At 64.7% G+C, this 22,392-nt stretch carries 25 protein-coding genes; 11 read left to right on the top strand and 14 right to left on the bottom strand.

Annotated elements, in window-relative coordinates:
• Positions 1–14 precede the first annotated feature (14 nt).
• The 3 genes from KUO17_RS00700 to KUO17_RS00690 form a co-directional block, all read right to left on the bottom strand.
• A complete protein-coding gene (locus KUO17_RS00700) occupies positions 15–1,529 on the bottom strand; it encodes an APC family permease (protein ID WP_217973139.1) in 1,515 nt (504 codons plus the stop codon).
• Between the two features lie 107 nt (positions 1,530–1,636).
• On the bottom strand, positions 1,637–2,407 hold the full coding sequence (locus tag KUO17_RS00695; RefSeq protein WP_217973138.1) for a gamma-glutamyl-gamma-aminobutyrate hydrolase family protein: 771 nt from the start codon (positions 2,405–2,407) through the stop codon (positions 1,637–1,639).
• A gap of 33 nt (positions 2,408–2,440) precedes the next feature.
• Positions 2,441–3,823, bottom strand: coding sequence for a glutamine synthetase family protein (locus KUO17_RS00690; protein WP_217973137.1), 1,383 nt, complete (start codon positions 3,821–3,823; stop codon positions 2,441–2,443).
• Positions 3,824–4,066: 243 nt separating this feature from the next.
• Here KUO17_RS00690 and KUO17_RS00685 point away from each other — a divergent pair, with 243 nt between their 5' ends.
• The 5 genes from KUO17_RS00685 to KUO17_RS00665 all read left to right on the top strand — a co-directional run bounded on the left by KUO17_RS00685 (position 4,067) and on the right by KUO17_RS00665 (position 8,851).
• Positions 4,067–4,951, top strand: a complete 885-nt coding sequence (locus KUO17_RS00685; RefSeq protein WP_217973136.1) for a LysR family transcriptional regulator — start codon at positions 4,067–4,069, stop codon at positions 4,949–4,951.
• Positions 4,952–5,221: 270 nt separating this feature from the next.
• The gene (rpoZ, locus tag KUO17_RS00680; RefSeq protein ID WP_217973135.1) at positions 5,222–5,485 is read left to right on the top strand and encodes a DNA-directed RNA polymerase subunit omega; all 264 of its coding nucleotides are present in this window, start codon (positions 5,222–5,224) and stop codon (positions 5,483–5,485) included.
• Positions 5,486–5,545: 60 nt separating this feature from the next.
• On the top strand, positions 5,546–7,654 hold the full coding sequence (gene spoT / locus KUO17_RS00675; protein WP_217973134.1) for a bifunctional GTP diphosphokinase/guanosine-3',5'-bis pyrophosphate 3'-pyrophosphohydrolase: 2,109 nt from the start codon (positions 5,546–5,548) through the stop codon (positions 7,652–7,654).
• A 23-nt stretch (positions 7,655–7,677) separates the two neighbouring features.
• Positions 7,678–8,058, top strand: a complete 381-nt coding sequence (locus KUO17_RS00670; RefSeq protein WP_217973133.1) for a RidA family protein — start codon at positions 7,678–7,680, stop codon at positions 8,056–8,058.
• Between the two features lie 58 nt (positions 8,059–8,116).
• The gene (locus KUO17_RS00665) at positions 8,117–8,851 is read left to right on the top strand and encodes a hypothetical protein (RefSeq protein WP_217973132.1); all 735 of its coding nucleotides are present in this window, start codon (positions 8,117–8,119) and stop codon (positions 8,849–8,851) included.
• 12 nt (positions 8,852–8,863) lie between these two features.
• On the opposite strand, the gene KUO17_RS00660 is transcribed toward KUO17_RS00665, so the two are convergent.
• Positions 8,864–9,721, bottom strand: coding sequence for an NAD-dependent epimerase/dehydratase family protein (locus KUO17_RS00660; protein ID WP_217973131.1), 858 nt, complete (start codon positions 9,719–9,721; stop codon positions 8,864–8,866).
• Between the two features lie 196 nt (positions 9,722–9,917).
• Here KUO17_RS00660 and exbB point away from each other — a divergent pair, with 196 nt between their 5' ends.
• From exbB to KUO17_RS00630, 6 genes are all read left to right on the top strand, one after another.
• Positions 9,918–10,898 (top strand): tonB-system energizer ExbB, encoded by a 981-nt coding sequence (exbB, locus tag KUO17_RS00655; protein ID WP_217973130.1) that lies wholly within the window; start codon positions 9,918–9,920, stop codon positions 10,896–10,898.
• Positions 10,899–10,901: 3 nt separating this feature from the next.
• A complete protein-coding gene (gene exbD / locus KUO17_RS00650) occupies positions 10,902–11,327 on the top strand; it encodes a TonB system transport protein ExbD (RefSeq protein ID WP_217973129.1) in 426 nt (141 codons plus the stop codon).
• The gene (locus tag KUO17_RS00645) at positions 11,324–12,067 is read left to right on the top strand and encodes an energy transducer TonB (RefSeq protein ID WP_217973128.1); all 744 of its coding nucleotides are present in this window, start codon (positions 11,324–11,326) and stop codon (positions 12,065–12,067) included. The genes exbD and KUO17_RS00645 overlap by 4 nt, the downstream gene beginning before the upstream one ends.
• Before the next feature lie 94 nt (positions 12,068–12,161).
• Positions 12,162–13,082 (top strand): hydrogen peroxide-inducible genes activator, encoded by a 921-nt coding sequence (locus KUO17_RS00640; protein ID WP_217973127.1) that lies wholly within the window; start codon positions 12,162–12,164, stop codon positions 13,080–13,082.
• A 9-nt stretch (positions 13,083–13,091) separates the two neighbouring features.
• Positions 13,092–15,167: an ATP-dependent DNA helicase RecG gene (gene recG / locus KUO17_RS00635; RefSeq protein WP_217973126.1), complete on the top strand. Its 2,076-nt coding sequence runs from the start codon at positions 13,092–13,094 to the stop codon at positions 15,165–15,167.
• A gap of 77 nt (positions 15,168–15,244) precedes the next feature.
• On the top strand, positions 15,245–16,645 hold the full coding sequence (locus KUO17_RS00630) for an aminoacyl-tRNA deacylase and HDOD domain-containing protein (RefSeq protein ID WP_217973125.1): 1,401 nt from the start codon (positions 15,245–15,247) through the stop codon (positions 16,643–16,645).
• Between the two features lie 22 nt (positions 16,646–16,667).
• Here KUO17_RS00630 and KUO17_RS00625 read toward each other — a convergent pair whose 3' ends face one another.
• The 10 genes from KUO17_RS00625 to KUO17_RS00580 form a co-directional block, all read right to left on the bottom strand.
• Entirely contained in the window at positions 16,668–17,045 is a 378-nt protein-coding gene (locus KUO17_RS00625) for a helicase (protein ID WP_217973124.1), read from the bottom strand.
• A gap of 72 nt (positions 17,046–17,117) precedes the next feature.
• Positions 17,118–17,981 carry a hypothetical protein gene (locus KUO17_RS00620; RefSeq protein WP_217973123.1) on the bottom strand — a complete coding sequence of 288 codons (864 nt, stop codon included), beginning with the start codon at positions 17,979–17,981 and terminating at the stop codon, positions 17,118–17,120.
• Positions 17,978–18,682 (bottom strand): hypothetical protein, encoded by a 705-nt coding sequence (locus KUO17_RS00615; RefSeq protein WP_217973122.1) that lies wholly within the window; start codon positions 18,680–18,682, stop codon positions 17,978–17,980. The genes KUO17_RS00620 and KUO17_RS00615 overlap by 4 nt, the downstream gene beginning before the upstream one ends.
• Positions 18,673–19,581, bottom strand: a complete 909-nt coding sequence (locus KUO17_RS00610; RefSeq protein ID WP_217973121.1) for an SEL1-like repeat protein — start codon at positions 19,579–19,581, stop codon at positions 18,673–18,675. Before KUO17_RS00610 ends, KUO17_RS00615 begins: the two co-directional genes overlap by 10 nt.
• Positions 19,572–20,534: an SEL1-like repeat protein gene (locus KUO17_RS00605; RefSeq protein WP_217973120.1), complete on the bottom strand. Its 963-nt coding sequence runs from the start codon at positions 20,532–20,534 to the stop codon at positions 19,572–19,574. The genes KUO17_RS00610 and KUO17_RS00605 overlap by 10 nt, the downstream gene beginning before the upstream one ends.
• On the bottom strand, positions 20,531–21,082 hold the full coding sequence (locus KUO17_RS00600; RefSeq protein ID WP_217973119.1) for a hypothetical protein: 552 nt from the start codon (positions 21,080–21,082) through the stop codon (positions 20,531–20,533). The genes KUO17_RS00605 and KUO17_RS00600 overlap by 4 nt, the downstream gene beginning before the upstream one ends.
• The gene (locus KUO17_RS00595; RefSeq protein ID WP_217973118.1) at positions 21,079–21,435 is read right to left on the bottom strand and encodes a hypothetical protein; all 357 of its coding nucleotides are present in this window, start codon (positions 21,433–21,435) and stop codon (positions 21,079–21,081) included. The genes KUO17_RS00600 and KUO17_RS00595 overlap by 4 nt, the downstream gene beginning before the upstream one ends.
• Positions 21,432–21,758 carry a hypothetical protein gene (locus tag KUO17_RS00590; RefSeq protein ID WP_217973117.1) on the bottom strand — a complete coding sequence of 109 codons (327 nt, stop codon included), beginning with the start codon at positions 21,756–21,758 and terminating at the stop codon, positions 21,432–21,434. The genes KUO17_RS00595 and KUO17_RS00590 overlap by 4 nt, the downstream gene beginning before the upstream one ends.
• Positions 21,758–21,970 carry a hypothetical protein gene (locus tag KUO17_RS00585; protein ID WP_217973116.1) on the bottom strand — a complete coding sequence of 71 codons (213 nt, stop codon included), beginning with the start codon at positions 21,968–21,970 and terminating at the stop codon, positions 21,758–21,760. Before KUO17_RS00585 ends, KUO17_RS00590 begins: the two co-directional genes overlap by 1 nt.
• Entirely contained in the window at positions 21,960–22,379 is a 420-nt protein-coding gene (locus KUO17_RS00580; RefSeq protein WP_217973115.1) for a hypothetical protein, read from the bottom strand. The genes KUO17_RS00585 and KUO17_RS00580 overlap by 11 nt, the downstream gene beginning before the upstream one ends.
• Positions 22,380–22,392: the final 13 nt, after the last annotated feature.

Raw genomic sequence — 22,392 nt, 5'->3', positions numbered from 1 at the left:
GCCTGCCCGGCCGCTTAACTGCGGCTGGGCACCGTTGCGTGACGGCGCAGGGTCATGCCCAGGAAGAACGCCGGCGCACGCAGGCGCGACAGCATCATCAGCACCAGGCCCAGCAGGGTGATGATCATCGCGATCACGAACACCAGCCCCAGGCCCCCTACATGCGAACCGCTGCCGAATGACGGCGAGGCGCTGTCGATGGCTGTCTGCAGGAAAATCACCGAGAGGATGCCGCCGCCCAGCAGCGGGCACAGACCGCGCATCAGGAAGTGGCGCAGGCTGTCGGTGAGGCTGTGGCGGAAGTACCACACGCAGGCAAACGCGGTCAGCGAGTAGTAGAAGCAGATCATCATGCCCAGGGCCGTGATGGTGTCGGCCAGCACGTTTTCGCTCAGGGTGCGCATGGTGACGTAGAACACCGCCGCGGCCACACCGGCACAGATAGTGGCGTAACGCGGGGTTTTCGAACGCGGGCAGATGCTTGCGAAGCGCTCCGGCACCGCGCCGTAGTACCCCATCGCCAGCAAGGTGCGCGCAGGCGACACGAAGGTCGACTGCAGCGAGGCGGCGGTGCTGGCCAGCACCGCGATCGACATCAGGATCGCCAGCGGCCCCATCACCGGACCGGCCAGATGGGCGAAGACGTTCTCCTGGATACGCGGGTTACCCAGGCCCAGGCCGATGTCGCCGATGCCGGCAAACTGCAGCGTGGCAATCGCGGTCACCAGGTACAGGCCCAGGATCAGCAGCACGGTGAGGGTCGCGGCGCGGCCCGGCACTTCATCGCTGCCCACCGACTCTTCGCTCATGCTCAGGCACACGTCCCAGCCCCAGAAAATGAAGATCGACAATGAAAGGCCGGCGGTGAAGGCCGAGAACGACTCGACCCCGAACGGGTTGAACCAGTCCAGGTCGAAGGCCAGCGGCGGCGCGGCCGACGATTCGCCGAACGCCGCCATGGCAAAGCCCACCAGCACGATCAACTGCAGTGCTACCAGGCCGTACTGCACCGTCATGGTGGTGGCAATGCCCCGGCAACAGATCCACACCGCCATGGCAATGAACACGCAGCAGGTGGTGACGTTGATCAACAGGTTGTCCGCCAGCGCCGCCACCTCGTGGCGGCCGGTGATCTGCCCGAGGAACAGATAGAAGAAGTCCACCGCCACCCCGGCCAGGTTCGACAGCACGATGGTGGTGGCCGTCACCAGCCCCCACCCGCCGATCCAGCCGATCATCGGGCCGAAGGCACGCGCCGACCAGGTGAACGAGGTGCCGCTGTCCGGCTCGGCGGCGTTCAGCTCACGGTACCCCAGGGCCACCAGCAGCATGGGCAGGAAGCCGACGATGAACACCGCCGGCAGGTGGGCACCGACTTCGCGCACGGTCGGGCCGAGGGCGCCGGTGAGGGTATACACCGGTGCGATGGTGGAAATGCCCAGCACGATGCTGGCCAGCAGTCCGAGCCGGCCCTTGGCCAGCCCTTTGGATCGCCCGCCCGGGGACAGGCCTGCTTTGTGTTCACTCATGAGTAGTTGCCGCCACTATTGGTATTGTTTTTCGAGTGCCCCATGGGGCCCCGCTATCACTCAATGAATCGTGTTGCAGTGCACCGCACAGGCACTGCCGGGTGACCTCATAGGGCCTTCTCCCGGCCTTGGGCATGGGCGCTGCACGCCTCGCGAAACGCCTCGAACAGGCGCAGCGAGACCGGGTTTTCGGCAAAGCGGTATTCGGGGTGCCATTGCACACCGACCACAAAACCGGGGGCGTCATCCATCGACACGGCTTCGATCAGTCCATCGGGGGCCCGGGCTTCGACCCGCAAGCCATCGGCCAGGCGATCGATGCCCTGGCTGTGCAGCGAATTGACCATGAAACTGGCGGGCAGCCCCAGTTGCTCGAATTTCCCTCCAGGCTGGACGGTGACCCGATGACGGGGGCTGTATTGTTCCTCAAGCGGCGCATCCTGCGGCTCGCGATGGTCCAGAAAGCCCGGCAGCTCCTGCACACGCTGATGCAAGGTGCCGCCCAGGCTGACGTTGAGTTCCTGGAACCCCCGGCAGATGCACAACACCGGCACGCCCCGGGCAATCGCGGCCTGCAGCAGCGGCAGGGTCAGCCGGTCACGGAACACGTCGTGGCGGGTGCCTTCCATGCTGGGGGCGCCATTGTAATGATGCGGCTCGACATTAGAAGGCGAACCGGTAAAAAGAATGCCATCCAGCCGCTCTAGCACAAGGCCTGGGTCGACCGGCACGTCGCGCGCCGGCAGGATCAGCGCCAGCCCGGCAAAGCCGGCGGCCTCGACGTACTTGTCGCCCACGGTGTGGGACGAGTTCCTGCCCAGTTGCTGGCGGCACGCACTGACGCCAATCAAGGGCAGTTGCGCTGCGCTCGTGTTCATCGGTCAACCCTCCGTTGCAGCGTGATCCAGGCGTCACACCGTGTGCAGGTACCAGTTGTATTCGAGGTCGGAGATCGATACTTCGAACTCGGCCATCTCGCTTTCCTTGCAGGCGACGAAGATGTCGATGTAGTCCGGGCTGATGTACTGGTTCAGCACTTCGCTGTCATCGAGCTCGCGCAACGCGTCGCGCAGGTTGTTCGGCAGGCTCTGTTCCAGTTGCTCATAGGCATTGCCTTCCACCGGCTCACCCGGATCGATCCTGTGGGTCAGGCCATGGTGAATACCGGCCAGGATCGACGCCATCATCAGGTACGGGTTGGCATCGGCGCCGGCGACCCGGTGCTCGATACGCACCGCATCGCTGCTGCCGGTGGGCACGCGCACCGCCACGGTACGGTTGTCCAGGCCCCAGCTCGGCGCGTTGGGCACGTAGAACTGCGCACCGAAGCGCCGGTACGAGTTGACGTTGGGGCACAGGAAGGCCATCGAGGCCGGCAGGGTTTCGAGCACGCCGCCGATGGCATGGCGCAGGACTTCACTCTGCTCGGGGTCATCGCTGGTGAAGATGTTCTTGCCGGTTTTCTTGTCCAGCAGCGAGATGTGCACGTGCAGGCCGTTGCCCGCCTGGCCTGGGTAGGGCTTGGCCATGAAGGTGGAGTCCATTTCATGGTCGTAGGCGATGTTCTTGATCAGGCGCTTGAGCAGCACCGCGTAGTCGCAAGCCTTGATGGCGTCGGCAACGTGGTGCAGGTTGACCTCGAACTGCGCCGGGGCACTTTCCTTGACGATCGCATCGGCCGGGATGCCTTGTTCCTTGGCAGCTTCGAGCATGTCCTGCAGGCAGTCGACGTACTCGTCCAGGTCGTCGATCAGGTACACCTGGGTCGACTGTGGGCGCTTGCCGGAGATCGGTGAGCGCGGCGGTTGCGGGCGACCGTTCAGGTTGTCCTGGTCGATCAGGTAGAACTCCAGCTCGAACGCGGCGCAGATATCCAGGCCCATCGCGTCGAATTTTTCCACCACGCCACGCAGCACTTCGCGCGGGTCGGCGAAGAACGGCGTGCCGTCGAGTTCGTGCATGGTCATCAGCAACTGGGCGGTCGGACGCTTCTGCCACGGCTCGAAGCTCAGGGTGCCGGGGATCGGATAGCAGATGCGGTCGGCATCGCCGATGTCCAGGCCAAGGCCGGTGCTTTCGACGGTGGAGCCGTTGATGTCCAGAGCAAACAGGGAGGCCGGCAGGTTGATGCCTTTTTCATAGACCTTGACCAGGCTGGCTCGCTCGATGCGCTTGCCACGCACCACGCCGTTCATGTCTGCAATCAGCAGATCGACAAATTGCACCTCAGGGTGGGCCTTGAGAAATTCACCCATCTCGTCGAGTGGGATGGCGCACGGGGAGACCGACGTCATGGCTAGGCATCCTTTGATTTTTTATCGGGCGGCAATGGAGGAGGTGTTACAGCGCTATCGGGAGCGGCGATGGTTTCATTGTTGTTTTTAAGGGTCCCATCGTGGGGAACTGTCGAACGCCGCGGTTTCGCACGGTCGTTCCAGCGGCTGACAACGTCGCGGGTTGATTCACGACTGCCGCCTCACTATAGAATGGCCCCCACGCAACAGACATTGGCATTTAGGCAAGCAAAGAGTGCACCGATGCAATATCAGATCAGCCACGCCGACCTTTCCCTGGTACTCGCCCTGGTGCGCGGACGCTCCCTGGCCAAGGCCGCGGAACTGCTGCGCGTCGACGTTTCGACGGTGTTTCGCTCGATTCGGCGCATGGAGGCGGCACTGGGCACTGCGCTGTTCGTGAAGAGCCGCAAGGGCTACATCCCCACCGGCACGGCCCAGGCCCTGGCCGAGCAGGCCGAGCGCGCCGAACAGGCACTGGATGCGGCGCGGGTGGCGCTGGAGCACGGCGAACAGGTGGTCAGCGGCACGGTGCGCCTGACCTGTACCGATGCGGTACTGCACAGCCTGCTGCTGCCGGCACTGGCCCAGTTCATGCCGGCCTATCCTGCGCTGTCGCTCGAGCTGGCGACCTCCAATACCTTCGCCAACCTGAGCCGGCGTGATGCGGACCTGGCCTTGCGCCTGACCAACTCGCCACCTGAGCACCTTGTCGGGCGCTGCCTGGGGGCGGCATCGTATGTGATCTGCGGGCGCGAGGAGTACCGCGAGCGGCTGGCCGAGGCGCCGGCCAGCGTGCCATGGATCGCACCGGATGACTCGATGCAGGACCACGCCACGGTGGTGTGGCGCAGCCAGCAACTGCCGGGCGTGATGCCGCGCTATCGCTGCAGCGGGATCTCGGCGATCGCACAGCTGGTGGCGGCCGGGCTGGGGGTGGCGGCACTGCCCGACTACATGGCCGATACCCTGCCGGGCGTGGAGCAGTTGAGCGGTGCGCTGCCAGGGTGCGATACCGAACTGTGGTTGCTGACCCGGCCAGACTGCCGGGCGCTGCGCTCGGTACAGACGTTGTTCGATGAATTGACCCCGCGGTTGCGCGCAATGCTGGGGCGCCAGGAAGGTTAGGCCTGGCTTTCGGGCCCCTTCGCGGGCAAGCCAGCTCCCACAAGGTGCGTTGGTGCCGGCACGGTCACGGTGGGAGCTGGCTTGCCAGCGAAGCTCCTGAATTGCGCCGCGATCACAAGACGGTTGTGCTAGAGCCCCACAACTGGTTATTGTCGGCCTATATAGGCCTCGACATGAAATCAGCGCTTCCCTAAAGGCTGGTGATTTTTTAAACTATCGAGTCCGCTCGCCCATTCGGGCTGAACACCGCATTTGCTACTGAGGAAGACCATGGCCCGCGTAACCGTTGAAGATTGTCTAGAACACGTGGATAACCGCTTTGAGCTGGTCATGCTGTCTACCAAGCGTGCCCGTCAACTGGCCACCGGCGGCAAGGAGCCGAAAGTGGCATGGGAAAACGACAAGCCGACCGTAGTCGCCCTGCGCGAAATCGCCGAAGGCATCTGCACCCCGGAGTTCATGGCGGCAGAAGACATCCGCCACGAAGACCCGGTCTTCGCTGCGTTTGAAGACGAGGCCAACGAGGCCGTCTAAGTCCATGCCTGGTCGACGTAGTACGGCACAGGGCCCCCACTCTCGGCAGGAGTTCACATCGTGCCGAGCATAGACGCCCTCGCCGATCGCCTCTCGACCTACCTCGGCGCAGACCAGGTCAACCTGGTACGCCGGGCGTATTTTTACGCCGAACAAGCCCACGACGGCCAGCGCCGTCGTAGCGGCGAGCCTTACGTCACGCACCCGCTGGCGGTGGCAAGCATTCTCGCCGACATGCACATGGACCATCAGAGCCTGATGGCGGCCATGCTGCATGACGTGATCGAAGACACCGGCATCGCCAAGGAAGCCCTCAGTTCACAGTTTGGCGAAACCGTCGCCGAACTGGTCGATGGTGTCAGCAAGCTGACCCAGATGAACTTCGAGACCAAGGCCGAAGCCCAGGCCGAAAACTTCCAGAAAATGGCCATGGCCATGGCCCGCGACATTCGCGTGATCCTGGTCAAGCTGGCCGACCGCCTGCACAACATGCGCACCCTTGAAGTGCTGTCGGGCGAAAAGCGCCGGCGCATCGCCAAGGAAACCCTCGAAATCTACGCCCCCATCGCCAACCGGCTGGGCATGCACACCGTGCGCGTCGAATTCGAAGACCTGGGTTTCAAGGCCATGTACCCGATGCGCTCGGCGCGCATCTACCAGGCCGTCAAGCGCGCCCGCGGCAACCGCAAGGAGCTGGTCAACAAGATCGAAGAGTCGCTCAGCCACTGCCTGGCGGTCGACGGCATCGAGGGCGAAGTCAGCGGCCGGCAAAAACATATCTATGGCATCTACAAGAAGATGCGCGGCAAGCGCCGTGCCTTCAACGAGATCATGGACGTGTACGCGTTCCGCATCGTGGTCGACAAGGTCGACACCTGCTACCGCGTGCTCGGCGCCGTGCACAACCTGTACAAGCCGCTACCGGGCCGCTTCAAGGATTACATCGCGATACCCAAGGCCAACGGCTACCAATCGCTGCACACCACGTTGTTCGGCATGCACGGCGTGCCCATCGAAATCCAGATCCGCACCCGCGAGATGGAAGAGATGGCCAACAACGGCATCGCCGCCCACTGGCTGTACAAGTCCAGTGACGACGAACAGCCCAAGGGTACCCATGCCCGCGCCCGCCAGTGGGTCAAGGGCGTGCTCGAAATGCAGCAACGTGCGGGCAACTCCCTCGAATTCATCGAGAGCGTGAAGATCGACCTGTTCCCCGACGAGGTCTACGTGTTCACGCCCAAGGGCCGCATCATGGAGCTGCCCAAAGGCTCCACGGCGGTCGACTTCGCCTATGCGGTGCACACCGACGTGGGCAACAGCTGTATCGCATGCCGCATCAACCGCCGCCTGGCACCGCTGTCCGAGCCACTGCAAAGCGGCTCTACGGTCGAGATCGTCAGTGCCCCGGGCGCGCGCCCGAACCCGGCCTGGCTGAACTTCGTGGTCACCGGCAAGGCGCGCACGCACATCCGCCATGCGCTCAAGCTGCAACGCCGCTCCGAGTCGATCAACCTTGGCGAGCGCCTGCTCAACAAGGTACTCAACGGCTTCGACAGTGCGCTGGACAAGATCGCACAGGAACGTATCCAGGCCATGCTCGCCGAGTACCGCCTGGAGCTGATCGAAGACCTGCTCGAAGACATCGGCCTGGGCAATCGCATGGCCTACGTGGTAGCGCGCCGCCTGCTGTCGAGTGAAGGCGAGCAGTTGCCCACCCCCGAAGGCCCGCTGGCCATTCGCGGTACCGAGGGCCTGGTGCTCAGCTACGCCAAGTGCTGCACGCCGATCCCGGGCGACCCGATCGTCGGCCACCTGTCGGCTGGCAAAGGCATGGTCGTGCACCTGGAGAACTGCCGCAACATCAGTGAGATCCGCCACAACCCGGAAAAATGCATCCAGTTGTCGTGGGCCAAGGATGTCACGGGCGAATTCAATGTCGAGCTGCGCGTGGAGCTTGAACACCAGCGCGGCCTGATCGCCTTGCTGGCCAGCAGCGTCAACGCGGCCGACGGCAACATCGAGAAGATCAGCATGGACGAACGTGATGGTCGCATCAGCGTGGTCCAGCTGGTGGTCAGCGTGCACGACCGTGTGCACCTGGCCCGCGTGATCAAGAAACTGCGCGCCCTGGCCGGGGTGATCCGCATCACCCGCATGCGCGCGTAGCCCTCCCCCTGCAAGGAGTCACCATGACCAAGACCGTCATCACCAGCGACAAGGCCCCGGCGGCCATCGGCACCTACTCCCAGGCGATCAAGGCCGGCAATACCGTGTACATGTCCGGCCAGATCCCGCTGGACCCGAACACCATGGAACTGGTCGAAGGCTTCGAAGCCCAGACCGTGCAGGTGTTCGAGAACCTGAAGGCCGTGGCCGAGGCCGCTGGCGGCTCGTTCAAGGACATCGTCAAGCTGAACATCTTCCTGACCGACCTGAGCCACTTCGCCAAGGTCAACGAAGTCATGGGCCGCTACTTCGAACAGCCTTACCCTGCCCGCGCCGCCATCGGCGTTGCCGCGCTGCCGCGTGGCGCGCAGGTTGAAATGGACGCCATTCTGGTCCTCGAGTAATACCTCGCGCGGCGGGCCAGGTGGCTCGCCGTCGCACTGCCCTGGAAGGACCCCCGCCATGCGCCATGCGCTCGCCCTGGGATTGGCCGCCGCCCTGTTGAGCGGTTGCGCCAGCCACACCCCCGAAGACTACAACGGCATCTGGATCAACCAGCAGGCCATCGACGACGCCGCCAAAGGCGTGAGCCTGCGCAAGGCCCTGCAAGACAGCGGCGGCAACCTTGAATGGAAGGTCAACGTCGCCGCGGCACAGGCCAGCTACACCAATGGCTTCGAACTCGTCGAGGGCCAGCTCAAGGCCGGCGAAAAGCAGCGTGACGTCGAGTTCCCCGGCGACCAGGTCGCGACGCTGAGCCTGAAGGGCGACGAGCTGGTGGAGCACGCCAGCCAGTGGGCACCCGAGCACGTCTTCCAGAAAGCCAAGGCGCCAGCCCCCATCGAGGCCCGCACCGGCACCAGCTTCGAACAGGCGCTGTACAGCGCGTACCTGGGCGGTGACTGGAAAGTGGTCGAAGGCCCGGGCCAGGGCAATATCGTGCGCTTTGGCGACACCGGCAGCGTCGAAGGCCTGCCCAACCTGGACCGCTATGCCCTGTGCCTGGCAGGTGACTGCGCCACCATGAGCGGCGAGCACGACAGCCTGTGGCTGGAGCGCAACCAACAGGGCAACCCGTGGATCTTCAAGCGTGAGGGCAAGCGCCTGGAAATCCTGCGCGCCCTCAACAGCGCCCAACCCGACGAGATGCCGCAACTGTATCCCGGCGCCCGGCAATGGCTGCTCGAGCGCGACTGAGCGGCTGAACCCTCAGGCGCGGCCTTCGAGAATCGCCGCGTAGCCTTCCTGGTAACTCGGGTACTGCGGCGCCCAGCCCAGTGCCCGGGCCCGCGCATTGCTGCAGCGCTTGCTGCCGGTACGGCGCACGCGCTCCTGCTCCGACCACTGGGTAACCCCCATGTAGGCACGCAGCCAGGCCACCACGTCGGCCAGAGGCGCAGGCGCATCGTCGACACCGATGTAGCAGTCGTCCAGCGCACGCCCCTCGACATCCGCCTTGAGCAGGAATGCCAGCAGCCCGGCGGCGTCTTCGGCGTGAATACGGTTGCCGTACAACGGCGGCTCCTCGGTCACCCGGTAACCTTGACGCACCTGGCTCAACAACCACTCGCGACCCGGCCCGTAGATGCCGGTGAGGCGCACGATGCTGGTCGCCATACCGCTGGCCAGTGCCAGCTGTTCGGCCTGCAGCATCACCTGCCCCGAATAGCCTGACGGCAGGGTCGCGGCCGTTTCGTCGATCCACTCGCCGTCCTGCTGGGCGAACACGCTGCTGCTGGAGACGAACAGCAGGCGCCGCGGGCGCTGCCCACGCTCGGTCAACCAGCCCAGCACGTGCTTGAGCCCCTGCACATAGGCGGCCTGATAGCCCGCTTCGTCATGCTGGCTGGCCGCCACGCAATACACCACATAATCAGGCGCCACCACCGGCCAGTCGGCCGGGCATTGCGGGTTCTCGAGATCAGCCGCGATCCTGGCCACACCTGCCGGCAAGGCGGCAACGGTCCTGCGAAGGCCGCTTACAGGCCAGCCGCAAGCCAGTAATTGCTGGGCCAAACGGCCACCGACATCGCCACAACCGACGATCAGAACTGAAGGCGCAGACATTCTGGAACTCCATCAGACAAAGCCACAGCCTATCGGTGTAAATCGATAGGCGGCTAGTTAATGTGCAAAAAAAGATACTGTATATCTTCTGTTAACAAGAATTACTTGCAATAATGCCCGCCCACATTTTGTTCTCGGCCCGACTCGAGGCCTGGAAGGACAACCACTCATTTCTTCTACATCAGGTCCGGCCAGCATGACACGTATTCAACCTTCCGCTTCGCCAACCATGCCGCGCGCCTGGCGTGCCATTGCCGCGCTGATGCTCAGCCTGGTACTGGCCCCCGCCGCCATGGCCGATGAGCCTGCCGCACAGAACGCCACCCCGGCTGCCGCCGTAGCCCCTGCCGCTGCGGCGCCGGCTGCACCCGGCGCCGAGCCGAGCGACGCAGCCGGCGTGCCGGCCGCCGCACCGATCGAAGGCCAGGCCGACGAGAGCACCGAAGCGCTGGTCGAAGACACCAGCCTGGGCATGGCCCACGACCTGTCGCCCTGGGGCATGTACCAGAACGCCGACATCGTGGTGAAAATCGTCATGATCGGCCTGGCCATCGCCTCGCTGATCACCTGGACCATCTGGATCGCCAAGGGCTTCGAGCTGCTGGGTGCCAAGCGTCGCCTGCGCAGTGAAATCGCCCTGCTGAAAAAGGCCACCAGCATCAAGCACGCCAGCGAAACCGCCGACAAGCCCGGCACCCTGGCCCACCTGCTGGTGCATGATGCCCTCGAAGAAATGCACCTGTCGGCCAACGCCCGTGAAAAAGAAGGCATCAAGGAGCGCGTGAGCTTCCGCCTCGAGCGCCTGGTAGCCGCCAGCGGCCGCAACATGAGCAGCGGTACCGGCGTGCTCGCCACCATCGGTTCCACCGCCCCGTTCGTCGGCCTGTTCGGCACCGTGTGGGGCATCATGAACAGCTTCATCGGTATCGCCAAGACCCAGACCACCAACCTCGCGGTGGTCGCCCCGGGTATTGCCGAAGCCCTGCTGGCCACCGCGCTGGGCCTGGTTGCCGCGATTCCGGCCGTGGTCATCTACAACGTCTTCGCCCGCTCCATCGCCGGCTACAAGGCACAGGTTTCGGACGCTTCGGCGCACGTGCTGCTGCTGGTCAGCCGCGACCTGGACCACCAGCCAGGCGAGCGTTCCGCTGCGCCACACATGGTGAAAGCGGGGTAAACCATGGGCCTGCATCTTAACGAAGGCGGCGACGATCTCGCCGAAAACCACGAAATCAACGTCACGCCGTTCATCGACGTGATGCTGGTACTGCTGATCATCTTCATGGTGGCAGCGCCCTTGGCCACGGTCGACATCAAGGTCGACCTGCCCGCCTCGACCGCCAAGCCCGTGCCCCGGCCTGAAAAGCCGGTGTTCCTCAGCGTCAAGGCCGACCAGAACCTGTACGTCGGCGACGACCAGGTGCAGCGCGACCAGTTGGGCGCGATCCTGGATGCCAAGACCAAGGGCGACAAGGACACCACGATCTTCTTCCAGGCGGACAAGGGCGTTGATTACGGCGACCTGATGGAAGTCATGAACACCCTGCGCGCAGCCGGCTACTTGAAGGTCGGCCTGGTGGGACTTGAGACGGCAGCCAAGAAATGACCAATACGCGGCATAAACTGGTGCGCTACAGCGCCAGCCTGGCGATTGTGCTGGCCGTGCATGCCGTTGCCGTGGTGCTGATGCTCAACTGGTCGGTGCCACAGGCAATCGAACTGCCGCCTGCGGCCATGATGATCGAAATGGCGCCGATGCCAGAACCGGCCCCTGCTCCGCCGCCCAAGGTCGTGGCACCGCCACAGCCGCCAACGCCGGTCGAAGAGCCACCGCTGCCCAAAGTGGCAGAAGCGCCCAAGCCCAAGATCGCGATTCCCAAGCCGCCGCCCAAGCCCAAGGCCAAGCCCCAGCCTCCCAAACCGGAGAAGACGCCGGAGCCGCCACAGGACAAGCCGGTCGACCAGGAAACCGTGGACAGCCCGCCAAGCAACGCACCGGCCCAGAAATCTGCTGCACCGGCGCCAAGCATCGCGGCCAACAGCAATGCCCTGCCGACCTGGCAGAGCGACCTGCTGCGTCACCTGGGCAAGTACAAGCGTTACCCTGAGGACGCCCGCCGACGTGGCCTGCAAGGCATCAACCGGTTGCGCTTCGTGGTCGACGCCGAAGGCAAGATCCTGTCGTACTCGCTGGCCGGTGGTTCAGGCAGCGCGGCACTGGACCGGGCCACCCTGGAAATGATCCGCAAGGCTCAGCCAGTGCCCAAGCCGCCACAGGAACTGCTCAACAACGGCAGTATCGAAGTGGTCGCACCGTTCGTGTACTCGCTGGACAAGAAACGCTGAGTTGTTTGTTTCTGTCACGCACGTGCAAGTCTGATAACGTGCGTCTATCGATTGCAGCCGCTATGCTGGGGCCGCAACTTCATGGACGCACGTTATGACCCTCACAGAATTGCGCTACATCGTCACCCTCGCCCAGGAACAGCACTTCGGCCACGCGGCCGAGCGTTGTCACGTCAGCCAGCCGACCCTGTCGGTAGGCGTGAAGAAGCTGGAGGACGAACTGGGCGTGCTGATCTTCGAGCGCAGCAAAAGCGCGGTGCGCCTGACCCCGGTGGGTGAAGGCATCGTCGCCCAGGCGCAGAAGGTGCTCGAGCAGGCCCAGGGCATTCGTGAACTGGCCCAGGCCGGCAAGAACCAGCTGACCGCACCGCTCAAGGTGGGCGCCATCTATACCGTCGGGCCCTACCTGTTCCCGCACCTGATCCCGCAACTGCACCGGGTCGCCCCGCAGATGCCGTTGTACATCGAAGAAAACTTCACCCACATCCTGCGCGACAAGCTGCGCAACGGCGAACTGGACGCGGTGATCATCGCCCTGCCATTCAATGAAGCCGACGTGCTGACCCTGCCGCTGTACGATGAGCCGTTCTACGTGCTGATGCCCAGCGACCACCCCTGGACCCAGAAAGCCACCATCGACGCCGGCCTGCTCAACGACAAGAGCCTGCTGCTGCTCGGCGAGGGCCACTGTTTCCGCGACCAGGTGCTCGAGGCCTGCCCGACCCTGACCAAGGGCAACGACGGCGCCAGGCACACCACGGTGGAGTCCAGCTCGCTGGAAACCATCCGCCACATGGTCGCCTCGGGCCTTGGCGTGTCGATCCTGCCGCTGTCGGCCGTGCACAGCCACCACTACGCACCCGGCATCATCGAAGTGCGCCCCTTGAGCCCGCCGGCACCGTTTCGTACCGTGGCGATCGCCTGGCGCGCGAGCTTTCCGCGGCCCAAGGCCATCGAGATCCTCGCCGACTCGATCCGCCTGTGCTCGGTGGCCAAGCCACCTGCGGCGCAGTAGGGCCCTGGCATGACCGAGTTGTCGAGTGTGTCGGTCACGGCACTGAAGGGCGTCGGCGACGCCCTGGCCGAGAAGCTTGCCAAGGTGGGCCTGGAAAACATTCAGGATGTGCTGTTCCACCTGCCGCTGCGCTATCAGGACCGTACCCGCGTGGTGCCGATTGGCGAATTGCGTCCCGGCCAGGACGCGGTGATCGAGGGCGTGGTCAGCGGCACCGACGTGACCATGGGCAAGCGCCGCAGCCTGCTGGTGCGCCTGGGCGACGGCACGGGCTCGCTGAGCCTGCGCTTCTATCACTTCAGCAATGCGCAGAAGGAAGCGCTCAAGCGCGGCACCCACCTGCGCTGCTACGGCGAAGCGCGCCCAGGGGCCTCGGGCCTGGAAATCTACCACCCCGAGTACCGCGCCCTGACCGGCGACGAGCCGCCGCCGGTGGACACCACCCTGACGCCGATCTACCCGACCACCGAAGGCCTTACCCAGCAACGGCTGCGCCAACTGAGCCAGCAGAGCCTGGGCATGCTCGGCCCGCGCAGCCTGCCCGACTGGCTGCCGCTGGAGCTGGCACGCGATTACCAACTGGCCCCGCTGGCCGATGCGATCCGCTACCTGCACCACCCGCCGGCCGATGCCGACGTCGAAGAGCTGGCGGTCGGTCACCACTGGGCCCAGCACCGCCTGGCCTTCGAAGAACTGCTGACCCACCAGCTGTCGCAGCAGCGCCTGCGCGAAAGCCTGCGTGCCCAGCGCGCGCCGGCACTGCCCAGGGCCAGCCGGCTGGCCACGCAGTACCTGGCCAACCTGGGCTTTGCCCCCACCGGCGCACAACAGCGCGTCGGCAACGAGATCGCCTACGACCTCAGCCAGCCCGAGCCGATGCTGCGCCTGGTGCAGGGCGACGTGGGTGCCGGCAAGACCGTGGTGGCCGCACTGGCGGCCTTGCAGGCCCTGGAGGCCGGTTACCAGGTCGCGCTGATGGCGCCCACCGAGATCCTCGCCGAACAGCATTTCGTCACCTTCAAGCGCTGGCTCGAACCCCTGGGCATCGAAGTCGCGTGGCTGGCCGGCAAGCTCAAGGGCAAGGCACGCGTCGCCGCCCTGGAACAGATCGCCGGCGGCGCACCGATGGTGGTGGGCACCCATGCGCTGTTTCAGGAGGAAGTGAAATTCCACAACCTGGCCCTGGCGATCATCGACGAACAGCACCGCTTCGGCGTGCAGCAGCGCCTGGCCCTGCGCCAGAAAGGCGTGGGCGGCCAACTGTGCCCGCACCAGCTGATCATGACCGCCACGCCGATCCCGCGCACCCTGGCGATGAGCGCCTACGCCGACCTCGACACCTCGGTGCTCGACGAACTGCCGCCGGGGCGTACGCCCGTCAACACCGTACTGGTGGCCGACAGCCGACGCATCGAAGTGGTCGAGCGGGTGCGTGCCGCCTGCGCCGAGGGGCGCCAGGCATACTGGGTGTGCACCCTGATCGAAGAATCCGAAGAACTCACCTGCCAGGCCGCCGAGACGACCTTCGAGGAACTCACCAGCGCCCTGGGCGAGTTGCGCGTGGGCCTGATCCACGGGCGCATGAAGCCTGCCGAGAAGGCGGCGGTGATGGCCGAGTTCAAGCAAGGCAACCTGCAGTTGCTGGTAGCCACCACCGTGATCGAGGTGGGCGTCGACGTGCCCAATGCAAGCCTGATGATCATCGAGAACCCCGAGCGCCTGGGCCTGGCCCAGTTGCACCAACTGCGCGGCCGGGTCGGCCGAGGCAGCGCCGCCAGCCACTGTGTACTGCTTTACCATCCACCGCTGTCGCAGATCGGCCGCGAACGCCTGGGCATCATGCGTGAAACCAACGACGGCTTCGTGATCGCCGAGAAAGACCTGCAACTGCGTGGCCCGGGCGAAATGCTCGGTACCCGCCAGACCGGCCTGCTGCAGTTCAAGGTGGCCGACCTGATGCGCGACGCCGACCTGCTGCCGGCCGTGCGCGACGCCGCCCAGGCCCTGCTCGCACGCTGGCCGGACCACGTCGGCCCGCTGCTCGACCGCTGGCTGCGCCATGGGCAACAATATGGCCAGGTGTGACGTAGCTCCCATGTCGACACGGGCTGGCGCCCTCAAGCCGGCTATACTTGCCGCTGAAAAAATACTGGATACAGACCATGACTGAAGTTGCCCTGGACACCGCAACCCCCCGCACACCGTCTGTTATCCGGCAGTTGCTCGACAAGGTGGGCATTGCCTACCGCGAGGTGCTTGATCACCCGCAGCTGCCGTCCGACGCCAGGGTTCAGGCCGTGCTGCTCGACGATGAGGTCGGCGCATTGATGGTGTTGTTCCCGCAGAGCCAGCTGCTGGACCTGAGCCACCTGACCGAAATGACCGGGCGCAAGCTCACGGCCGTGCCGCTCGAGCGCCTTGAGCAGATGCTCAAGAAACATGGCCTGACGATCCTGCCGGCGATCCCGGCGCTCACCAGTTCACCCTGCCTGTACGAAGAGCGCCTGCTCACGCCGCCGGCCCTGCTGATCCATTCCGGGCACCCCGGCCTGTTGCTGGAAATCCAGCGCAACGACTTCAAGCAGATGCTGACCAAGGCCAGCGCCGGCCACTTCGGTGTGTTGCTGAGCAGCATCCAGCCCAACCTCGACCGTCCTGCCGACGACCGCGCCGAAATCACCCAGGCAGTGCAGGCGTTCACGGCGCGGCGTATCCAGCAGCGCCTGGAATCGACCATCGAGATCCCGCCCCTGGCCGAGACTGCGCAGAGGATCATCAAGCTGCGGGTCGACCCCAACGCCACCATCCACGACATCACCGGCGTGGTCGAGACCGACCCTGCGCTGGCCGCCCAGGTAGTCAGTTGGGCCGCCTCGCCGTACTACGCCTCGCCGGGCAAGATCCGCTCGGTAGAGGACGCCATCGTGCGCGTGCTGGGCTTTGACCTGGTGATCAACCTGGCCCTGGGCCTGGCGCTGGGCAAGACCCTGAGCCTGCCCAAGGACCACCCGCAGCAGACCACGCCGTACTGGCAGCAGTCGATCTACACCGCCGCGGTGATCGAAGGCCTGACCCGCGCCATGCCACGGGCCGAGCGCCCGGAATCGGGCCTGACCTACCTGGCCGGGCTGCTGCACAACTTCGGCTACCTGTTGCTGGCCCACGTGTTCCCGCCACACTTCTCGCTGATCTGCCGCCACCTGGAGGTCAACCCGCACCTGTGCCACAGCTACGTCGAGCAGCACCTGCTGGGCATCAGCCGCGAGCAGATCGGCGCCTGGCTGATGCGCTTCTGGGACATGCCCGAAGAACTGGCCACGGCCCTGCGCTTCCAGCACGACCCGCACTACGCGGGCGATCATTGCGCCTTCCCCAACCTGGTGTGCCTGGCGGTGCGCCTGCTGCGCGCACGCGGCATCGGCTCGGGGCCGGACGAATGCATCCCCGACGAGTTGCTGGAGCGCCTGAACATCAGCCGCGAAAAGGCCGAAGACGTAGTGAACAAGGTACTCGAAGCCGAATCGCTGCTGCGTGAACTGGCGTCGCAGTTCACACCGCATTGATCCACAGGCCTGGGCGTTGGGCTCAGGCCTTCTTTTTCCTGGGCTTGAGGTACTTCATCAGGCCCTGGAACCAGATCACCAGGGCCGGGTTGCCCTTGATCTGGATCGACTTGTCCTGAATGCCCTGCATGAACGCCAGCTGCTTGTTCTTCGCCTGCAGCGTGGCGAAGCCGTAGGCTGCGTCCTTGAAGGCAATCGCGAAGGCAGGCTCGGCGTGGGTACCGCCCTGGCTGGTGATGCGCTGGTGCTTCACGATGAAGTGGCGGGCGACCTTGCCGTCCAGGGTCTGCAGCTGGAACACCAGCTCCTTGTCCTGCAACTGTTGCTGGAAGGCCGGGGTGTTGCGGCTGGCCCTGGCCATCAGCAAGCCCATGGCCCAGAGCAGAAAGCGAAACTTCATAGGTGCCCCTAGGCGAAAAAGTGACTGAGTTGCGCAGTTTAGCTTTTTCGCGACCAAAGGCTACAGGCGTCTCTATTTTTCCTCGGCGGCAGCGGGTAGTGCATCCAGGCGCAACTGCACCCGCGCCGGGATCTTCTGCGCCGCGCCAGACTCACGCATCTGCTGTTGGTAACGCGCGTAGTACTGGCCCGCTTCGCGGGAGTTGCCGAAGGCCCAGAGGATGTCGGCAATGTTCAGTTGCAGCACCCGGCGTCCGTCGGCGAAGGGTTCGATGGCGCGGTAGATGCGCAGCACCAGGGCCGGATACCAGTCGTCGCCGATCAGGTAGCCCATGTCGTTGTAGCCGGGCACGTTGTCCTTCGGCGCGTGGCAGGCCATATAGGAATCCAGGCCCATGTACACCTCTTCGGCCAATATGGCGTGACGCCTGGGTATCTCGCGGTTCTCGCTGTCCTGCAGCAGGCCCGCCACCTTCGCAGGCTTCAGGGTTTGCAGCACGGTCGGCCAGGGGCCCTTGTAGTCGACCTGCCAGGTGCCGTTGTCCCAACGGCCGATGCAGTATTCGCCCAGCCGCGTCGCCAGTACGCAGCCAGTCTCCATCGACACCATGTCGCAGCGCAGGGTGGGCGGCGTGAACTGCCGCCCGGACTGGCGCAGACGGTGGAGCATCACCAGGCGGCCATCGGGCGATACCGCTGATGGGTTGCCATCGAGCGCATCACGCGCGAACTCGTGCGAATACAAGGTGAACCCCTGGCCATCGGCGCGTTGCCATTGCACCTTGTGGAAGCCGTTCTCTTCCACGCTCCAGTCCGAGAACAGCAACCTGGTCCCGCCCGCCCCTTCGAGGGTTTTTTCGGTGGGCGGCGCAGCCATCGCCATACCACCCAGCGAGAGTGACAAGGCGAAGGCGATGGCGTGGCGGATATGCTTCATTTCGAACCCTTGAGCGTGAGGTTGAGGAAGTAGCGTTGCAACTGCGCATCGACACCGATGGCCAGCAGGCTCACGCCGCCTGAGAGCGCGGTGTAGAACAGTGCCCGCAGTGGATGATCCGGCATCAGGTAGAAGCCGATGATCGCCACCATGAACACGGTGGCCTGCACCTTGCCCCACACGCGTGGCAACAAGGCGATCAGCAGGTTCATGCCGGCAAAGAACCAGAACACCAGGTACATGGCCAGACCGATCGACACCCCGCGCGAGGTCAACCCACCGGCGTACTGCTTGTACCAGCCGACCAGCGTGCCGTTGAGCGCCACATAGGCGGCCACGGCAAACAGGTGCACCACCACCGGCAGCACCCAGCGCCGCAACTGACGGCTGGTGACCGGGCTGTCGGCACGCCAGTGCTCGGGCAGCGCCGTGAGTTCGGGGGCTGGCTGTCCGTGGGTCTCGATGTAGGCCAGGTACTCGACCCACGCGGCAGGTGCCGCATTGCGCAGCAGGTACACCTGCTGACGGGGCTTGGGAAGCCGGCTCCAGAACGGCCACCAGCAAAAGCGCCAGTACTGTTCGAAGTCGCCCTGCAGGCTGCCCAGACCGCTCGGATCAAGCTCGGGAAAGCTCTGCCAGGGGGCTGGCGGTGTCAGCGCGGGGTCGTCCAGACACTCGCGCCAGTTTTGTGCTACAGGCATGGTTGGGCCTCGTCGGCGCGTGCGCCCTGTCTGATCATTTGCCGGGCATTGAAGTCAGCCCAATCTGCGCCATGCGCTGCCGCCTCGGTGTAGCACGCCAGCGCCCGCGAACGTTGTACCGGGGCAATCTCGCCGCGCGCATACACGCTACCCAGTTCGTTGAAGGCATTACCCAATCCAAGGGCCGCTGATTGACGCAAAGCCCTCAAGGCCTTCTGCGGGTGGCGGCAGATATTGTCAGGGGGGCGCGGCGCGCCCTCGTCACAATAGAAATTGGCCAGCAGCAGCGCGGCCTCGGGCACGGTGGCCGCCGAGGTGAGCAGCAGCTGTTCGAGGCGCTCGTTGGTCAGGCGTGGCGCCATACCCGACAGGCTGATGGCCGCAGCGCCGTAGGCGCCCTCGGCAGAGCCCTGGGCGGCAGCATCGAGGTAGCTGTTGAGCGCGGCCAGGAGTAGTTGATCGTCCAGCGGAGCGTCCGCGTCCATGCCCATCCGCTCGTATTCCTTGCCGCGCAGCAGCGCACGCTGGCCCCGCTGAGCAGTATCGACAGACGTGAGTGCAATCATCGGCGCCCAGTCCTCGAACCGCTCGAGGGTCCAGCACCCTGCCTGCTCGAAGATGAACGCCTGCAGCACTTCGCCGCGCTGGTCGCGCAGGTACACCCTGTCAGGCAGCACGATTTCACGTACCCGCCCGTTCGCCACCACCCGCGCCATGGACAACTGCGTCAGGTCCGACGGCATGCCCTGCTCGCTCAGCGTGGGCGCGGCAAAGGCGTGCTGCAGCTCGGTGCTTTCTGCAAACGCATTGAAAAACGTGGTGAAATCCTGACTCGGACAGCTGGGCGCAGCCTGAACGCCCACGCTCATCAGCAGCAGCGCCAGCAGGATCACAGGCATGGCTGGCGCTCATCGACGACGACACCCCGGTCGGTCAGGCGCTGAGCGTCGACCTGCACCGCGTCCTCGCCCTGCCTGATTGCCTGTTGATAACACGCCAGTGCCCGAGCAGGCTGAGCGGGCGTGATGGCACCTCGCTCATAGGCCAGACCCAGTTCCTTGAACGCCGCCTCGCCGCCCGATGCCGCCCACCGACGCAGCGCTTGCAACGCCTTTTGCGGGTGCAGGCAGGTACCTTCGGGTTGGGGCTCGCCCTCATCGCAATAGAAGGTGGCAAGAAACGAGCCTGCCGGGGGATACGTATCCACGGCGCCGTCCAGCAGCTGCTCGATGCGCGCATTGCTCAGCCGCGGCGCCATGCCAGAGAGGCTGAGCGCCGCAGCCCTGTAAGCTCCCGTGCTCGAGCCCTGCTGTGCTGCGTCGAGGTAGCTGTTGAGCGCGGCGACGTGCAACTGCGGATCGACAGGATCCACGCCGTTGGCCATCGCCTCATAGGCGTCCCCGCGCAGCTGGGCTTGTGCGCCCGGCCCTGCGATGCCGAGGCGCAGCGCGGCAGCGGGCGACCAGTCTTCTACACGCGTCAGGGTCCAGCAATCGGCCCGGGTGAAGATGAACGCCTTGAGGGTCAGCCCAAGCTGATCGCGCACATACACGCGGTCTGGTAGCTGGATGTCGACTACCAGCTGGTTGGCGGCCAATTGGGTGGCCGACAGCCATGAGAGGTCCGGATGCAGGGCCGGCTCCAGTTTGCGCACGGCCAGTTGCGGCTCATTGGGGCCGCGATACACGCGCTGTTGCACCAGGGTGTGCGCAGTAAATGCCGTTTGAACCGCTGTGTCCTCGGCAAACGCCTCGACAAACGCGGGAAAGTCACCCTCAGGGCAAGCGGGTGCGGCCTTCGCGCACGCGCTCGCCAGCAAACCGGCCATCAGCATCAGAACATTCCATTTCATGGGCGGTACACCGGCGGCGGATTGATGTAGTACTCGGTTTGCGTGCAGGGGTAGTCGCTGACCCACACCAGCCACAGCCACAAGTCCCAGATATAGCGCACCAGATGCTCGGGCTTGCGGCAGCGGGCCTGGTCTTCGGCGACCTCGTAATCGGTATTGGCGATGAAGCTGTTCAGCCAGTGCGGTTCCCATTGAGGCATGGCGATGTCGAAATGGCGGTCAGCCTTGTAGAAGGTGATCCAGTAGATCCCCACTTTGCCTTCGTCTTCGAAGTCGCGCATATCCAGTGACTGCAGGTCATACAGCGGCGTGCGCCATACCTCGCCAGGGCGCTCGCGATCGGTCACGCGCAGGTAGCCCATGCCGCCGAACGGTATCAGCCAACTGCGTGCTGGCACGTTCTGGAAGCGGTAGCGACCCGACTCGCTGACGAACGACGTACCACCAGGGGCCTGGAGCAACGCGTGAATCTGCAGACCGATCCACGCCGCAACGCCAAGCACGACCAGCCAGCGCCACAGTTGCTGCTTTACCGTCGGCCTGCTCATTTACGCCTCAGCCCGTGCGAGGCCAGCACCGCCGCCAGGCTCAGGCCGCCTGCCAGGCAACTGAAGAAGTACGCCCGCACCGGGTGCTCCGGCAGCAGCCACCACAGGATCAGCGCCACCTGCGCCGCCACCAGCCAGTACTTGAGCTTCCAGTTGGTCAACAGGGGCAGCACCCCATTGAGCGGCACGAACACCCACATCACCAGGAACACGATGCTGCCGGAGGCCACGCCTCGGGCGGTGAAGCCGCCGTAGTAGCCCTTGTACCAGTCCACCGCGATGTCGTTGAGCACCCCATACAGCACGATCGCCAGCAGGTGCAGGGGGATATTGATCAGCAATTGTCGCTTCATTGCAGCGGCGTTCCTTGTAGCGCATTGCACCAGCTGCGCACATCATCCCGGTCGAACGCCGGGCACTGATTGTCCTTGGCGATGTAGCGGTAGGGATGGGCCGGCTCGTAGGTGAAGTGGTAGTAGTAGTGGTCGTCCTCGCCGTACAGCCAGTAGTTCGAGGAGCCCTGGGAAACCTGAGAGGGCTCGAAGGTGAACAGCGAGGACTGGGGCGGGATGAAGTTGTCACGGTCCATCAGCAGCATGAACAGGTTGCCAGGCAGAGGCGTCGTCAGCCCAATAGCCAGCGCGGCCACCACCAGCAAGCCGATGCACACCTTCATCACGGCACCTGGGTATTCATGCAGTACGTACCCACCCCGTGCAGCAACACCACGCCAAGCAGGCAGGCGAGCGTGAGCACGCGTACCCACAGGGTGTTGCGCCGACGTTCGCTGAGGTTAAGCAGCAGCGCCAGCAGGCAAAGGATCGCCAGGCTGCCGAACAGGTTGCTGTCGGCCAGGCCTGCCAGGTAATTCTTCAGTTCAAGGTCCATTGCACAGGCGCCTTTGCGCGGCCAGCAGCAGCGCGACGAGGAAGACGAAAAAGTAGCCTGCACCCAGCAGGTACGGGAGAAAGGCCAGCCACATCAGCATCATGCCCAGGCCGACGATGCGCCCCATCAGCAGATAGACCAGGCCATACAGCACCCAGGGCAATGCGTAGAACGGGATGCACAACACAGGCGCCCACCACAGGCGGCTGGGTGCCAGGTGCAATCGACGACTGGCCCACAGCGCGAACAAGGGGTAGCCCAGCAGGCCGAAGCCAAGCAGGTGGATCTGCACAAACTGTTCGAAATGGGTCACCTGCAGACCGTACTGGTAGGCCTCCAGGCCCAGCAGCGTGACCAGGCAGACCCAGGGCAGCCACAGGTAGATGCGATAGGGAGGCGTACAGCTCACGGGCGCGAGCCGA

It is taken from the genome of Pseudomonas aegrilactucae (assembly GCF_019168305.1).
GTDB classification, from domain to species: domain Bacteria; phylum Pseudomonadota; class Gammaproteobacteria; order Pseudomonadales; family Pseudomonadaceae; genus Aquipseudomonas; species Aquipseudomonas aegrilactucae.
The sequence above is the reverse complement of the archived record's forward strand: the minus strand, read 5'-3'. Positions and strand labels throughout refer to the sequence as shown.

What these genes read in the sequence shown, in the direction of transcription:
- KUO17_RS00700 (WP_217973139.1), bottom strand. Translation starts at nt 1,529, where the DNA reads ATGAGTGAACACAAAGCAGGCCTGTCCCCGGGCGGGCGATCCAAAGGG.
- KUO17_RS00695 (WP_217973138.1), bottom strand. Translation starts at nt 2,407, where the DNA reads ATGAACACGAGCGCAGCGCAACTGCCCTTGATTGGCGTCAGTGCGTGC.
- KUO17_RS00690 (WP_217973137.1), bottom strand. Translation starts at nt 3,823, where the DNA reads ATGACGTCGGTCTCCCCGTGCGCCATCCCACTCGACGAGATGGGTGAA.
- KUO17_RS00685 (WP_217973136.1), top strand. Translation starts at nt 4,067, where the DNA reads ATGCAATATCAGATCAGCCACGCCGACCTTTCCCTGGTACTCGCCCTG.
- rpoZ (WP_217973135.1), top strand. Translation starts at nt 5,222, where the DNA reads ATGGCCCGCGTAACCGTTGAAGATTGTCTAGAACACGTGGATAACCGC.
- KUO17_RS00670 (WP_217973133.1), top strand. Translation starts at nt 7,678, where the DNA reads ATGACCAAGACCGTCATCACCAGCGACAAGGCCCCGGCGGCCATCGGC.
- KUO17_RS00665 (WP_217973132.1), top strand. Translation starts at nt 8,117, where the DNA reads ATGCGCCATGCGCTCGCCCTGGGATTGGCCGCCGCCCTGTTGAGCGGT.
- KUO17_RS00660 (WP_217973131.1), bottom strand. Translation starts at nt 9,721, where the DNA reads ATGTCTGCGCCTTCAGTTCTGATCGTCGGTTGTGGCGATGTCGGTGGC.
- exbB (WP_217973130.1), top strand. Translation starts at nt 9,918, where the DNA reads ATGACACGTATTCAACCTTCCGCTTCGCCAACCATGCCGCGCGCCTGG.
- exbD (WP_217973129.1), top strand. Translation starts at nt 10,902, where the DNA reads ATGGGCCTGCATCTTAACGAAGGCGGCGACGATCTCGCCGAAAACCAC.
- KUO17_RS00645 (WP_217973128.1), top strand. Translation starts at nt 11,324, where the DNA reads ATGACCAATACGCGGCATAAACTGGTGCGCTACAGCGCCAGCCTGGCG.
- KUO17_RS00640 (WP_217973127.1), top strand. Translation starts at nt 12,162, where the DNA reads ATGACCCTCACAGAATTGCGCTACATCGTCACCCTCGCCCAGGAACAG.
- recG (WP_217973126.1), top strand. Translation starts at nt 13,092, where the DNA reads ATGACCGAGTTGTCGAGTGTGTCGGTCACGGCACTGAAGGGCGTCGGC.
- KUO17_RS00630 (WP_217973125.1), top strand. Translation starts at nt 15,245, where the DNA reads ATGACTGAAGTTGCCCTGGACACCGCAACCCCCCGCACACCGTCTGTT.
- KUO17_RS00625 (WP_217973124.1), bottom strand. Translation starts at nt 17,045, where the DNA reads ATGAAGTTTCGCTTTCTGCTCTGGGCCATGGGCTTGCTGATGGCCAGG.
- KUO17_RS00620 (WP_217973123.1), bottom strand. Translation starts at nt 17,981, where the DNA reads ATGAAGCATATCCGCCACGCCATCGCCTTCGCCTTGTCACTCTCGCTG.
- KUO17_RS00615 (WP_217973122.1), bottom strand. Translation starts at nt 18,682, where the DNA reads ATGCCTGTAGCACAAAACTGGCGCGAGTGTCTGGACGACCCCGCGCTG.
- KUO17_RS00610 (WP_217973121.1), bottom strand. Translation starts at nt 19,581, where the DNA reads ATGCCTGTGATCCTGCTGGCGCTGCTGCTGATGAGCGTGGGCGTTCAG.
- KUO17_RS00605 (WP_217973120.1), bottom strand. Translation starts at nt 20,534, where the DNA reads ATGAAATGGAATGTTCTGATGCTGATGGCCGGTTTGCTGGCGAGCGCG.
- KUO17_RS00600 (WP_217973119.1), bottom strand. Translation starts at nt 21,082, where the DNA reads ATGAGCAGGCCGACGGTAAAGCAGCAACTGTGGCGCTGGCTGGTCGTG.
- KUO17_RS00595 (WP_217973118.1), bottom strand. Translation starts at nt 21,435, where the DNA reads ATGAAGCGACAATTGCTGATCAATATCCCCCTGCACCTGCTGGCGATC.
- KUO17_RS00590 (WP_217973117.1), bottom strand. Translation starts at nt 21,758, where the DNA reads ATGAAGGTGTGCATCGGCTTGCTGGTGGTGGCCGCGCTGGCTATTGGG.
- KUO17_RS00585 (WP_217973116.1), bottom strand. Translation starts at nt 21,970, where the DNA reads ATGGACCTTGAACTGAAGAATTACCTGGCAGGCCTGGCCGACAGCAAC.